The following is a 12,796-nucleotide window of genomic DNA, read 5'->3' on the forward strand; positions in this document are numbered from 1 at the left end:
GCCTCAGCCGACCTCGTGATCCAAGGACGGGTCCGGGTCTGCCGGAGGCTGTGTTTCGATCAGCGTGTCCTCCAAGCCGCGGACGGACTGGTGGATCTCCTTCCAGTCCGCGCGCAGACCCAATGGATGCTCCTTCAGCTCATCGGGGAAGAGGGCCTTCTGGCTCCGCAGGTCATCTGCGGTCCGACGGGCCTCCGCCAAGTAGCGGATCAGATCCTGCCGACGGCGCCGGTTGCGTTCTTCAGGCGTCTCCGAACGAGTCTCGGTCGCTTTCTCCCGTTCCCGCAAGGTGTGTTCCTGCAGCGACCGTTCCGGGTCGGCCTGCCAGTGGAGGTCCGCCTCCGTGAGGACGGCGACGCCCGCTCCGTCGCGCTCGGCCCGGCCGCGGTGGTCGAGGCGTGGATAGGTGTACTTCGCGTGGTTGCCGACGCCACCGGGCCGGTCGGGATCGAAGTGGGCCAGTACCGCCGCGGCCTGTCGTACGCCGTGCGGCGTCCGGAGCAGTTGGGCGAGGAGAAGTGGGGGAGCGCTGCGATAGGGAACCCGCCCGCTGGACACCTTGACACCGGAATCGGGGGTGAGCAGGCCGTCGGCGATCAGTGCTGTTCCGGTCAGGACCTGAAGGGTCAACCGGGCGTCCGCCTCGTCCTTCAGCGTTCGCGCGCGCAGTTCTGCTGCCGAGGCGACAACCAGCTCCCAGGGGTCGAAGACGTCCCTCGACAGCACGCCGCCGTCCCGCCAGGCACGGCGTGCGACCGGAGTCGTCTTCGGCTTGTAGAACCGGAACGACATGTCGATCACCACCCCCAGGTATCCCGCGTACCGCTCCGTACGTACGGAGGACAGCCCCCGGTCGGAGCGGACGAAGCGCTTGGCCTCCTCGAACACCGCTGGCCTGGTCAAGGTGTGCGCGATCTTCGCCGCTCGCCACAGCGGATCCACCCAGTCCGTCCGGTCGTAACGCACCAGGGCGGCCGTACCCGCGCCGAAGAGCTGCTCGACGTCCGAGTCGCGGAGGGTCTCTTCGTTTACCAGGTCGACGAAGGCGCCCGGTACCAGTCCCTGCCTGTTCAGGTGCGACACGATCCGCTCGGCAGTCATCAGGTCCTGGGCGGGCTCGCTCCACGGGTTGACGCTGATGTGCCGGGCGCTCTGGACCGTCGCCACGGCGTCGGGCAGCGTGGAGGCGGTGGCGTCGGGCGGGAACTCCGCTCCGACGACAAGCCGGACGGGAACCAGCCGCGTCATCCGCTCCCGCAGGACGGGCATGGTCAGGTTGCTCCGTTCCAGCGCGGCGTTCACGGCCTGCGCGGACTTGGCGTACCGCGTACGACGCGTGCGGGTACTGAGGGTGAGGGCAGCCGCAAAGGAGTCGGCGATCTCGTCCTGAAGGTCCTGGGCGGAGTGCGTGCCGAGCCCGTGCCGGGTCTTGGCCGCACTGGTGCAGCGAGAGGTGCCGTCGTACAGGGCCGGAACAACGGACGGCGGACTGCCGTCGGCGTAGGACATTTCCACGAGTACGGCTTCGACCGGGGCCATCACCCCGTTCACCAGGATGGAGTCGCTGTAGTCCGCTCCTGGCTGCTTCAGGGTCTCCTTGACCGTCGTACGGATGACACGGCACGCGTCCTCGATCCGACCGTAGCGGACGCGGAGCTGAGCCAGCGGAGTCGTACCGTCGGACGCGTACATACCCGACGAGGGCGGAGCCGAGGAAGGAGAGTCCGCAGAGGCGTGCGAGCTCGGCATCGACGGAGCCTGCGCCAGATGGGAGATTCGCGGGTTTCCCAGCACGGGCAGCAGCGCGTCCGCATATGCCATGCCCTCAAGAACGTACAGCGTGGCGGAACCCGCCACTTGGACGTTCAGGCTGTCGTGACCGTCGTCGTACGCGACCGTGCGTGCGGCTCGGGACGGATCTGCGAAAAGACCGGCGGCGGCCTCGATGGCCTCCGTGCTGAGGTTGACCCGTGGATTGTCCTGCAGGGCCCGGCGGAGCCGCCCCGTGCCCTTGGGGTCCAGAGCAGGCAGTGGTTTGGGCGGCCGAGGGAGCCGGAACGTAAAGCCCTTCTCGTCCGTGACGATGATTTCCCGGTGGTGGTCGGTCGTGGCGAGGGCCTCCTCGGGCCCTATCGCCCCGGCTTCCGCACGATGCATACGCCGGGCTACCCGGGCCGGAGCCCGGGGCATGGGCGCGAACGAGCGCGCTGCCACACGGCAGGGTAGTACCTCGGTGGCCGGAACGAGACAGCCATCCAGGACGGCCCCGGTTTCCCGCCGGTGGTGCCCACGACTGCTGCGGTACGCCCGCACGCCATCAGGGCGTACGGCATTCGGCGCGAAGTGGTGTCGCTGCCTGGCGCGAGGATATGGCGCCAGTCCGGGAGGGCATGGGGCGCTGTCGATCTTTCGTCGGTCTTTGACGGAAAAAGATCGGCACGCGGCACCTGTCGAGCTGGCCGACGTCCAACTGACGGGTCAGCCGGCCGGGCTCTCCCGCCAGCGGTTCGTGATCGGCAGGCGCCGGTCCTTGCCGAAGCCCTTCGCCGAGATCTTGGTGCCCGGCGGGTACTGGCGCCGCTTGTACTCCGCGGTGTCCACCATCCGCAGCGTCCGCGTCACCAGCTCCTCGTCGTAGCCGGCGGCCACGATCGCGTCCCGCCCCTGGTCCCGGTCCACGTACAGGGCGAGGATGCCGTCCAGGACCTCGTAGTCCGGCAGCGAGTCCGTGTCGACCTGCCCCGGCCGCAGCTCGGCGCTGGGCGGCTTGGAGATCGAGTTCTCCGGGATCGGCGGGGTCTGGCCGCGCTCCTCGGCCGCCCGGTTCCGCCAGCGCGCGAGCCGGAAGACGTCCGACTTGTACACGTCCTTGATGGGCCCGAACGCGCCGACCGCGTCCCCGTACAGCGTCGAGTACCCCACCGCCAGCTCGGACTTGTTGCCCGGCGCGAGGACCAGGTGCCCCTCCTGGTTGGAGAGCGCCATCAGGGCCGTGCCGCGCAGCCGGGCCTGGAGGTTCTCCTCCGCGAGCCCGGTGAGGCCGAGGGCCCCCATGTACGCGTCGAACATCGGCTCGATCGACACCGTGCAGTAGTTCAGGCCGGTCCTGCGGGCCAGCTCGGCCGCGTCGCCGCGCGAGTGCCCGGAGGAGTACTTCGAGGGCATCGACACCCCGTACACGTGCTCCGCGCCGAGCGCGTCGCAGGCGATCGCGGCGACGAGCGAGGAGTCGATGCCGCCCGACAGGCCGACCAGGACCGAGCGGAAGCCGTTCTTCGCGAGGTAGGCGCGCAGTCCGACGACGAGCGCCGAGTACACCTCCTCGTCGTCGTCGAGCCGGCGCGCGTAACCGCCCGTCAGCTCCGGCTCGTACGCGGGCAGCGGCTTCTCGGAGAGCACCACCCGGTCGATCCGCAGCCCGTCCTCGCCGACCGGCCCCTCCGGGGCGTCCGGGTCGTACGCGGGAAGCTCCAGGTCCAGGATCACGCTGCCCTCGACGAACTGCGGGGCCCGCGCCACGACCTCGCCCTCCGCGTCCACGACGATCGAGTCGCCGTCGAAGACCAGCTCGTCCTGGCCGCCGGTCGTCGCCAGGTACGCGGTGACGCACCCGGCCTCCCGGGCCCGCGTCCGGACCAGTTCGAGGCGCGTGTCGTCCTTGTTCCGCTCGTACGGCGAGGCGTTCACCGACAGGAGCAGCCCCGCCCGCGCGGCGCGCGCCGCCGGGACCCGGCCGCCGTCCTGCCAGAGGTCCTCGCAGATCGCCAGGGCCACGTCGATCCCGTGGACCCGGACGACCGGCAGGGTGTCGCCCTGCACGAAGTACCGGTACTCGTCGAAGACCCCGTAGTTGGGCAGGTGGTGCTTGGCGAACCGCAGCACCACCTCGCCGCCGTACAGGACGGCGGCGGCGTTCTCCGGCGACCCGGCCGGCCGGCCGAGCCGGGGCTTCGCCCGCTCGGAGCGGTCCAGGTAGCCGACGACCACCGGCACCTCCCCGAACCCCTCCTCGGCCAGGCGCAGGGCGAGCCCGCGCAGGGCCTCCCGGGACGCCTCCACGAACGAGGAGCGCAGCGCGAGGTCCTCCACGGGGTATCCGGTCAGCACCATCTCGGGGAACGCGACGAGGTGCGCGCCCTGCCCGGCGGCGTGCCGGGTCCAGTGCACGATCGCCTCGGCGTTTCCGGCGAGGTCTCCGACGGTCGAGTCGATCTGATTGAGGGCGAGGCGTAGTTGAGGCACGGGCCCAGTCTAATCGTCAGACCGACGCTATGTCGTGGGGTACGGGATTCCGGGAACGGAACGGGACGGTACGGGGATGGCCCCAGGCGCGTGAACCGCCGTACGCCGGACCGTCTGGAGGTGCCGGACCGCCCGGACGCGAGGGCCCGGGCGACCGTGGTCCCACTCCGGTGAGGCTCCGGTGAGGTTCCGGTGACGGGGACGGTCAGGAGGAGGCGTAGACGCTCATGCAGAACGCCTTGATCTGCTCGTCCGACAGGTGCTCCGCCAGCTCGGCCTCGCTGATCATGCCGACGAGCTGCTTGTCCTCGATGACGGGCAGCCGCTTGATCCGGTGGCTCTGCATCTCCTCCAGGACGGCGCCCACGTCGGCGTTCGCCTCGACCCAGCGCGGGGTGCCCTTGGCCATCTCGGCGCAGGTCACCTTGGACGGGTCGTGGCCCATGGCCACGCAGCCGACGACGATGTCGCGGTCCGTGAGGATGCCGCAGAGGCGTTCGTTCTCGTCGGCGATGGGCAGTGCGCCCACGTTCAGGTCGCGCATGAGCTGCGCGGCGCGGTCGAGCGTCTCGTGAGCCGGGATCCACTGGGCCCCGGGGTGCATGATGTCCTTCGCCGTGGTCATGGGGTCGCGTACCTTTCGTCGTCGAACGTCGTCGTACGAATCCCCGAGCACCCTCATTGTCGGCGCACGCCACGGCCCCCGCGACCGCAGCGGGTCACGGGGGCCGGGGACGCACTCCGGGAGCCCGGGATCAGGCTCCGCGCTCCTTCAGCATGTCCGCCATCAGCAGCATCTCGGACTTCTGCGCGTCGACCATGCCCCGGGCGAGCGCGCGCTCGGCGCCCACGACGCACTTCTGCACGCAGCCCTCGGCCATGTGGACCCCGCCCCGGTGGTGCGCGGTCATCAGCTTCAGGTACAGGACCTCGGCCTCCCGGCCACTGGCCGCGCGCAACTCCTCGATCTGCGACTTCGTCGCCATGCCCGGCATGAGCGCCCCGTCCAGCGGACCGGTGTCGCCCGAGCCGCCCATGCCCATCCAGGCCATCGGCTCGACGCCGGACTCGTTCTTGGGCAGCCCCCACAGGTCGAGCCAGCCGAGCATCATGCCCCGCTGGTTGGCCTGCGTGTTGGCGATGTCGTACGCGAGCCGGCGCACGGCCTCGTCCTCCGTCCGGTCCCGGACGATGAACGACATCTCGACGGCCTGCTGGTGGTGGACCGCCATGTCCCGGGCGAACCCGGCGTCCGCCGAAGCGGAGACCGGGGTCGCGGGCGCCCCGTCGCGGTCCGCCGACGCGACGGTGACGGCGCCCCCGGCGAAGAGCAGCGCGAGGGCGACGGCGGTGATCGCCGCCCCCTGCGTGCGGTTCACCTTCACTGGCCCATCCCCGCGCCGCCCGCACCGCTCGCGTCGAGCCCGCCCGTGCAGGCGGCGCCCAGCTCGGGGGTCTGCGGGCCCTGCACGTACTTGGTGAAGAAGGCGTCGACGCGCGGGTCGTCCGCGCCGTCCACGGTGACCTGCTTGCCCCAGGCGGACAGCATGATCGCCCCGGTCTGGCCGTCCACGGGGCTCATCAGCGAGTACTTGGTCTTGCCGACCTTCGCGGCCAGCTTCTCCACGTCGGCCTTGGGGGCCTTCTTGTTGTAGGTGACCCAGACGGCGCCGTGCTCCAGGGAGTGGACGGCGTTCACGTCGGGGATCGCCTTGTCGTAGACGTCGCCGTCGCAGTTCATCCAGACCGGGTTGTGGTCGCCGCCGACCGGCGGCTTCATGTCGTACTTCACGGCCGTCTGGACGTGGTTGCGGCCGAGCTTGGCGGGGTCCCAGGTCTTCTCGGCCGCGATCGGGGCCTTGGCCGCGGCGTCCTTCTTGTCCTGCTCGTCGGACTTCTTCAGCAGCACGAAGCTGCCGAAGCCGACGAGGCCGAGCACGACGACGGCCGAGACGCCGACGGTGATCAGACGGTTGCGGCGCTCGCGGGCCTGCTCGGCGCGGCGCATCTCCTCTATTCGGGCGCGGCGGTCGGCGTTGGCGGAGCGGTTGGCGGCCATGGTGGTGTCGTCCTTCTTCGGGAGGTGGGGGTGGGGTTCGGTTCGCGCACGGACGTGCGGCGGGGGTGGCGGCCGGGCCGCCCTCCGTACGCCTAGGTCCGGAGAACCTGAAGGACGTGCAGGTCCGGCGCGCGCGGCCGGACGCCGGAGCGGCGCGCCGGCCCGTCGCCGGAGACCGGGGCGAGGCGCGGCAGCCCGTCCGCCGCCTGGAGCGGGGGATCGAGCGGGGGCGCGCTGAGCACCGCGGGGGAGAGGGAGGGGAAGAGGGAGCAGCCGCCGCGGTCGTACGGACAGACGTACTCGACGGTGACGGCGGCCGCCGCCCGTGCCTCCTGCTCCGGGACCGCCCGGTGATGGGATTCCGGTCCGGCCTCCGGTCCGGCGCCCAGACAGAAGAAGAGCGCGGCGAGGAGCGTCGCCACGGCACTCACCAGTGCCATGGGACGCGCGTGCCGGGACGGGCGTACGAGCCGTGGGGCCCCCATGGGCGGAGATCGTAGTGGGCGAAGGCCCTCCGTGGGCCGAACGGGGTACCACCGAGTGCCGGAGGCCGGGCGGGAGAGGAGGAACGGAGGCGGGAAAGGCCCCGTCCCCCGTTACCTGAGTCACAACCGAACAGGCAGTATGGGTGTGCAACGTGCGCGAAACCATGTGGTGGGATGCTCAGGTGCCCCCGATGTGCCCGAGGCGGTGGGATCAGGCGGCCTGACCAGCGAGGATGGGTGTGGAAATGGACAAGCAGCAGGAATTCGTGCTCCGTACGCTCGAAGAGCGCGACATCCGCTTCGTGCGCCTGTGGTTCACCGACGTGCTCGGCTTCCTCAAGTCGGTGGCCGTGGCGCCGGCCGAACTGGAGCAGGCCTTCGACGAGGGCATCGGCTTCGACGGCTCCGCGATCGAGGGCTTCGCCCGCGTCTACGAGTCGGACATGATCGCCAAGCCGGACCCGGGCACGTTCCAGATCCTGCCGTGGCGCGCGGAGGCCCCGGGCACGGCCCGGATGTTCTGCGACATCCTGATGCCGGACGGCTCGCCGTCCTTCGCGGACCCGCGCTACGTCCTGAAGCGGGCCCTGGCCAAGACCTCGGACCTGGGCTTCACCTTCTACACCCACCCCGAGATCGAGTTCTTCCTCCTGAAGGACAAGCCGCTCGACGGCTCCCGGCCCACCCCGGCCGACAATTCGGGCTACTTCGACCACACCCCGCAGAACGTCGGCATGGACTTCCGCCGCCAGGCGATCACGATGCTGGAGTCGATGGGCATCTCGGTGGAGTTCTCCCACCACGAGGGGGCGCCGGGCCAGCAGGAGATCGACCTCCGCTACGCCGACGCGCTCTCCACGGCCGACAACATCATGACCTTCCGCCTGGTCATGAAGCAGGTGGCCCTGGAGCAGGGGGTGCAGGCCACCTTCATGCCGAAGCCGTTCTCGGAGTACCCGGGCTCGGGCATGCACACCCACCTCTCCCTCTTTGAGGGCGACCGGAACGCCTTCTACGAGTCGGGCGCCGAGTACCAGCTCTCCAAGGTGGGCCGCTCCTTCATCGCGGGCCTCCTGAAGCACGCGGGCGAGATCTCGGCCGTCACCAACCAGTGGGTCAACTCCTACAAGCGCATCTGGGGCGGTTCCTCCCGCACGGCCGGCTCGGGCGGCGAGGCCCCCTCGTACATCTGCTGGGGCCACAACAACCGCTCGGCCCTCATCCGCGTCCCCATGTACAAGCCGGGCAAGACGGGCTCCTCCCGCGTTGAGGTCCGCTCCATCGACGCGGGCGCCAACCCCTACCTGACCTACGCCGTCCTCCTCGCGGCCGGCCTCAAGGGCATCGAGGAGGGTTACGAACTCCCGGCCGGCGCCGACGACGACGTCTGGGCCCTCTCCGACTCGGAACGCCGCGCGATGGGCATCGAGCCCCTCCCGCAGAACCTGGGCGAGGCGATCTCCCTCATGGAGAAGAGCGAACTGGTCGCGGAGACCCTGGGCGAGCACGTCTTCGACTTCTTCCTGCGCAACAAGAAGCAGGAGTGGGAGGAGTACCGCTCGGAGGTCACCGCCTTCGAGCTGCGGAAGAACCTGCCGGTGCTGTAAGACCAGGTCAGCGGCGGTTCTCGACGCGCACAGCACTACGGGCCGGTGGTCGATGACCACCGGTCCGTAGCAGTAGGCGGCGCGCGGCGGTTATCCGGTGGTCCGTGGCCGAGGCCCGTCAGTACCGTCTGGGCATGTGCACCTACGCCTTCGTCCACTACAAGCTGCACTACGCGTGCGTCTCGTGCCGGATCGGTTTTAAACGGCATCCGAACGGCGCCGGGCACCCGTGCCCCCGCTGCTCCGAGCCGATGCTGTGCGCCGGGCACGACTTCGCCGCGCCCCGGCGCAGTGACCGGAAGGCGTGGTCGGTCGTCGCGGTCGTGCTCCGGGCCGGGCTGCGGTACGAGGGGTTCGAGGCGTGCGGATGCGGGCGGGAGCCCGAGTTCCGGCCGCGGACCCGGGCGCAGGTGCGGGCCCGGCGCATCGCCGCCGCCCGCACCGGAGTTCCGCTCGCGGAGGCGCTCGGGCGGGTCGAGCCGATGGAGGCGCGGTGATCCCGCGGGCCTCCGGAGCGAAGGTTCTCCCCGTTCTCACCGCGCGGCTCCTCCTGCATCCGTTGAGCGTTCGTGAAGCCGAGCGGATCGTCGCGCGGGCGCCCCTCCCCGGGGACCTCTGGGCCGAGGGGTATCCGCAGGACGGGGACGTGCGGGGGTGCGGCGGGTTTCTGCGGGGGGTCTTCGAGCGGGGGGATCCCGGGGTCTTCCGGGCCTATGAGGTGCGGCTGACCGAGAGCGGGCTCGCCGTCGGGGGCATCGGGTTCCACGGGCCGCCCGACGACGTCGGGGTCGTGACCGTGGGGTACGGACTCGTGCCCGGTGTACGGGGGAAGGGGTACGCCTCCGAGGCCCTGCGCGCGCTCCTCGAAACCGCCCGGGTGGCCGGCGTCGCCGGGGTGAAGGGGGACGCCGACCTGGACAACTCCGCCTCGCACCGGGTCATGGAGGCCGCCGGGATGCGGCGCGTCGCGGAGGGCGACGGGCTCCGGCACTTCTATCGGGGGTTCTGAGGCGTCCGGGGTTCTGAGACGCCGGGGTTCCGGGGCTCCCCGTGCCCCGTACCCTCAGCGTTCCGACAGTTCCGACGGCGCCTCCTGGACCGTCCAGCCGTTGCCGTCCGGGTCCTCGAACGTCATGAACGAGTTCCAGGTGCCGCCCTTCCCCTCCTCCCAGCCCGTCGCGCCGACGTGCAGGACGGGGGAGACCTCGACGCCCCGGGCCACCAGCTCCCTCCGTGCCGCCTCGATGTCCGTGACGCAGAGCTGGAGGCCGTGCAGGCCGCCCGGGAGCGTCTGCCGCGTGCCCGGCATCGGCGGCATCCCGCTCAGCATCGCGATCGAACAGCGCGAGCCCGGCGGGGTCGCCTGGACGACCCGCACGCCCGGGGCCACCTCACTGTCCAGGTCGATCGTGAAGCCGCACTTCTCGCCGTAGAACTCCTTCGACCGGTCCATGTCCGTGACGGGGACCGGGACGACTTCCAGCGTCCAGTTCATGGTTCTTCTCGTTCCGCTCACGAGGGCCGGGACCCGTCGTCACCGACCTGACGGAAAATCGTCCCTCCCTCCGGCCGGTTCCGGAGCCGGGAGCCGCGCACAAGGGCGGGAACGCTCCCCCTTGTTCCTTCTTTGTTCCTCCGTAGCGCACGCTCGATCGCCAACTGCTCCTTCTCGTCCGCCCTCTGTTCGGAATTGATCGCGATGGAGGGCTCCTGCGACACACAACCTCCCTATAGTGAGCCAGCGTTGATCACATGAACGCGACACGTGCGGCTGTCGCCACAGGAGTCGGGAGTTCAGGACTCATGACGCATCCCCACCCCGAGCAGCCGCCCGCCCGGCGGCCGCCCGCACCGCAGCCGCCCCCCGGGTGCCCCGCGCACGCGAGCGCCGCCGTGTCCCTCGACGGGCCCGGGTTCCAGGTCGACCCCCAGGCCCTCTACCGGGCCATGCGGCGCGACCACGGGCCCGTCGTCCCCGTCGAGCTGCCGGGCGGGGTGCCCGCCTGGCTGGTCGTGGGGTACCGCGAGCTCCACCGGGTCACCAGCGACGGCGAACTGTTCCCGCGCGACGTGGGCCTGTGGAACCAGTGGCCGCACATCCCCGACGACTGGCCGCTGCTCCCGATGGTCGGACGGCCCCTGCCGTCCATCTACTTCACCGCCGGGGAGGAGCACCGGCGGCACGTCCGGATGGTGGTGCCCGCCCTGGAGGGCGCCGATCCCTTCGAGATCCGCGGGCACTGCGAGCAGCTCGCCGACCGGCTCGTCGACGCCGTCTGCGGCCGGGGCACGGCCGACCTCGTGGCCGACTTCTGCGAGCCCCTCCCCGTCCTCGTCCTCGCCCGCCTCGTCGGCTTCCCCGACGCCGAGGGCGAGGACATCGCCGAGGTGTTGAAGGACCTGGCCGACGGCGGGCCCGGCGCGCACGACGCCCACCAGCGGTTCGGCGCGCACATGGCGCGCCTGGTCGCCGACAGGCGGGCCGCGCCCGGCGACGACGTCACCTCCCGCATGCTCGCCTTCCCCGAACCCTTCACCGACGAGGAGTACGCGCTCGACCTGATGGCCGTCACGGCCGCCGGGCACCTCACCACCGCCGACTGGCTCGGCAACTCCCTGCGCCTGATGCTCACCGAGGACGCGTTCGCCGACTCGATGGCCGGCGGCCGGCGCAGCGTCTCCGAGGCCACCACCGAGGTGCTGTGGGAGGACGCCCCCACCCAGATCCTCGCCGGACGCTGGGCCGTACGGGACACCCGGCTCGGCGGGCAGCACATCAGGGCGGGGGACATGCTGCTGCTCGGCCTCGGCGCCGCCAACACCGACCCGCTGATCCGCCAGGGAGCGCGGAACGCGCACGGCGGCAGCGGCGCCCACCTGGCCTTCAGTCACGGCGAGTACCGCTGCCCCTTCCCCGCCCAGGAGATCGCCGAGATCATCGTCCGCACCGGCATCGAGGTCCTCCTCGACCGGCTGCCCGACCTCGAACTCGCCGTCCCCGCCGGGGAACTCGTCCGGCGGCCCTCCGCCTTCCTGCGCGGCACCACCTCGCTCCCCGTCCGGTTCACCCCCGTTCGTACGACAGGAGACCTCTCGTGACCTGCCCCCATGCCGCAGCACAGGCCACCGCCCGGAACGGCGGGACCGTCGTCATCGACCCGATGGTCCAGGACCTGGACGGCGAGACGGCGAAGCTGCGCGACGCCGGACCGCTGGTCCGGATCGACCTGCTCGGGGTGCCCGCCTGGGCCGTCACCCGGCACGCCGACGCCCGGCGGCTCCTGGTCGACCCCCGGCTCGTGAAGGACCTCGACGCCTGGGGCCTGTGGCGCAGCGGCGAGGTCACGCACGCGTGGCCGCTGATCGGCATGATCGACGCCGGACGGTCCATGTTCACCGTCGACGGCGCCGAGCACCGCCGGCTGCGGGCCAAGACCTCCCAGGCGCTCACCCCCCGCCGCCTCGAGGCGATACGCCCCGACATCGAGAGGTTCACCGCCGAACTCCTCGACGCGCTGGAGGAGGGCGGCCGGGACGGAGCCGTCGTCGACCTCAAGTCCGTGTTCGCGCAGCCGCTGCCCATGAAGGTCGTCGGCATGCTGATGGGCGTCGACCCCGCCGCGAACGCCATGCTCACCCGGCAGTACAAGAAGTTCTTCTCGATGCTCACCCCGCAGGAGGAGCGCCTCGCCCTCCTCGCCGACCTGGACGTCTTCTACGCCGGTCTCGTCCGCGAGAAGACCGCGCGGCCCACCGACGACCTGACCTCCGCGCTGATCCTCGCCGACGAGGGGGGCGAGCCGCTCACCGAGGAGGAGGTGATCGGCAACCTCAAGGCGATGGTGGCCGCCGGGCACGAGACCACGATCGGGCTCATCCTCAACGCCGTACGGGCCCTGCTCGCCCACCCCGACCAGTTGAGGCTGGTCCTCGACGGGGAGGTCTCCTGGGAGGCCGTCGTCGAGGAGACCCTGCGGTGGGACACCCCCACCACCCACCTCCTCATGCGGTTCGCCACCGAGGACATCGAGGTCGGCGACGGGGTCGTCGCGGAGGGCGAGGGCGTGGTCATCTCCTACCGGGCGATCGGCCGCGACCCCGAGCAGCACGGGCCCGACGCCGACGCGTTCGACGTCACCCGGCCCGCCCCGATCCGGCACATGACCTTCGGGCACGGCCCGCACATCTGCCCCGGCGCCGCCCTCTCCCGCGTCGAGGCCGGGATCGCGCTGCCCGCCCTCTTCGCGCGCTTCCCCGAGCTGCGGCTCGCGGTGCCGGACGCCGACCTCCGGAAGCTGCCCGTGATGACGCAGAACGACACGGAGGCGTTTCCCGTACTCCTGGGCGTCTGATCCCCCGGAGCCCGGGGCCGGAAGACTCCGGAGCCGGAAGCCCCCGGGCCC

The 12,796-nt window shown here is 71.2% G+C and carries 12 protein-coding genes; 5 read left to right on the forward strand and 7 right to left on the reverse strand.

The features are described from left to right. Positions 1–3: 3 nt before the first annotated feature. The 6 genes from ACFYNX_RS08425 to ACFYNX_RS08450 form a co-directional block, all read right to left on the reverse strand. The gene (locus tag ACFYNX_RS08425; RefSeq protein ID WP_388659008.1) at positions 4–2,214 is read right to left on the reverse strand and encodes a hypothetical protein; all 2,211 of its coding nucleotides are present in this window, start codon (positions 2,212–2,214) and stop codon (positions 4–6) included. Positions 2,215–2,478: 264 nt separating this feature from the next. Further along, positions 2,479–4,242 (reverse strand): NAD+ synthase, encoded by a 1,764-nt coding sequence (locus ACFYNX_RS08430; protein ID WP_388659010.1) that lies wholly within the window; start codon positions 4,240–4,242, stop codon positions 2,479–2,481. 205 nt (positions 4,243–4,447) lie between these two features. Further along, on the reverse strand, positions 4,448–4,867 hold the full coding sequence (locus ACFYNX_RS08435) for a CBS domain-containing protein (RefSeq protein WP_125666638.1): 420 nt from the start codon (positions 4,865–4,867) through the stop codon (positions 4,448–4,450). A 130-nt stretch (positions 4,868–4,997) separates the two neighbouring features. Continuing rightward, positions 4,998–5,621 (reverse strand): DUF305 domain-containing protein, encoded by a 624-nt coding sequence (locus ACFYNX_RS08440; protein WP_388659013.1) that lies wholly within the window; start codon positions 5,619–5,621, stop codon positions 4,998–5,000. Positions 5,622–5,623: 2 nt separating this feature from the next. Continuing rightward, on the reverse strand, positions 5,624–6,301 hold the full coding sequence (locus ACFYNX_RS08445; protein ID WP_365551063.1) for a DUF3105 domain-containing protein: 678 nt from the start codon (positions 6,299–6,301) through the stop codon (positions 5,624–5,626). A 92-nt stretch (positions 6,302–6,393) separates the two neighbouring features. Next, positions 6,394–6,741, reverse strand: a complete 348-nt coding sequence (locus ACFYNX_RS08450) for a hypothetical protein (protein WP_388659016.1) — start codon at positions 6,739–6,741, stop codon at positions 6,394–6,396. 290 nt (positions 6,742–7,031) lie between these two features. Here ACFYNX_RS08450 and ACFYNX_RS08455 point away from each other — a divergent pair, with 290 nt between their 5' ends. The 3 genes from ACFYNX_RS08455 (at position 7,032) to ACFYNX_RS08465 (ending at position 9,402) form a co-directional block, all read left to right on the forward strand. Beyond that, positions 7,032–8,393 (forward strand): glutamine synthetase family protein, encoded by a 1,362-nt coding sequence (locus tag ACFYNX_RS08455; protein WP_356543831.1) that lies wholly within the window; start codon positions 7,032–7,034, stop codon positions 8,391–8,393. Positions 8,394–8,527: 134 nt separating this feature from the next. Next, a complete protein-coding gene (locus tag ACFYNX_RS08460) occupies positions 8,528–8,890 on the forward strand; it encodes a hypothetical protein (protein ID WP_388659019.1) in 363 nt (120 codons plus the stop codon). Then, a complete protein-coding gene (locus ACFYNX_RS08465; RefSeq protein WP_388659023.1) occupies positions 8,887–9,402 on the forward strand; it encodes a GNAT family N-acetyltransferase in 516 nt (171 codons plus the stop codon). The genes ACFYNX_RS08460 and ACFYNX_RS08465 overlap by 4 nt, the downstream gene beginning before the upstream one ends. A gap of 54 nt (positions 9,403–9,456) precedes the next feature. Here ACFYNX_RS08465 and ACFYNX_RS08470 read toward each other — a convergent pair whose 3' ends face one another. Further along, positions 9,457–9,888 (reverse strand): VOC family protein, encoded by a 432-nt coding sequence (locus ACFYNX_RS08470; protein ID WP_388659026.1) that lies wholly within the window; start codon positions 9,886–9,888, stop codon positions 9,457–9,459. Positions 9,889–10,196: 308 nt separating this feature from the next. On the opposite strand from ACFYNX_RS08470, the gene ACFYNX_RS08475 reads away from it, so the two are divergent. Together ACFYNX_RS08475 and ACFYNX_RS08480 are read left to right on the forward strand one after the other, a co-directional pair. After that, complete coding sequence (locus ACFYNX_RS08475; RefSeq protein ID WP_388659029.1) at positions 10,197–11,492, forward strand: cytochrome P450; 1,296 nt, start codon at positions 10,197–10,199, stop codon at positions 11,490–11,492. Beyond that, positions 11,489–12,745 carry a cytochrome P450 gene (locus tag ACFYNX_RS08480; RefSeq protein WP_388659032.1) on the forward strand — a complete coding sequence of 419 codons (1,257 nt, stop codon included), beginning with the start codon at positions 11,489–11,491 and terminating at the stop codon, positions 12,743–12,745. The genes ACFYNX_RS08475 and ACFYNX_RS08480 overlap by 4 nt, the downstream gene beginning before the upstream one ends. Positions 12,746–12,796 lie beyond the last annotated feature (51 nt).

The organism is Streptomyces sp. NPDC007872, assembly GCF_042868165.1.
Lineage (GTDB): Bacteria > Actinomycetota > Actinomycetes > Streptomycetales > Streptomycetaceae > Streptomyces.

What these genes read in the sequence shown, in the direction of transcription:
- ACFYNX_RS08455 (WP_356543831.1), top strand. Translation starts at nt 7,032, where the DNA reads ATGGACAAGCAGCAGGAATTCGTGCTCCGTACGCTCGAAGAGCGCGAC.
- ACFYNX_RS08475 (WP_388659029.1), top strand. Translation starts at nt 10,197, where the DNA reads ATGACGCATCCCCACCCCGAGCAGCCGCCCGCCCGGCGGCCGCCCGCA.
- ACFYNX_RS08470 (WP_388659026.1), bottom strand. Translation starts at nt 9,888, where the DNA reads ATGAACTGGACGCTGGAAGTCGTCCCGGTCCCCGTCACGGACATGGAC.
- ACFYNX_RS08435 (WP_125666638.1), bottom strand. Translation starts at nt 4,867, where the DNA reads ATGACCACGGCGAAGGACATCATGCACCCCGGGGCCCAGTGGATCCCG.
- ACFYNX_RS08460 (WP_388659019.1), top strand. Translation starts at nt 8,528, where the DNA reads ATGTGCACCTACGCCTTCGTCCACTACAAGCTGCACTACGCGTGCGTC.
- ACFYNX_RS08450 (WP_388659016.1), bottom strand. Translation starts at nt 6,741, where the DNA reads ATGGCACTGGTGAGTGCCGTGGCGACGCTCCTCGCCGCGCTCTTCTTC.
- ACFYNX_RS08445 (WP_365551063.1), bottom strand. Translation starts at nt 6,301, where the DNA reads ATGGCCGCCAACCGCTCCGCCAACGCCGACCGCCGCGCCCGAATAGAG.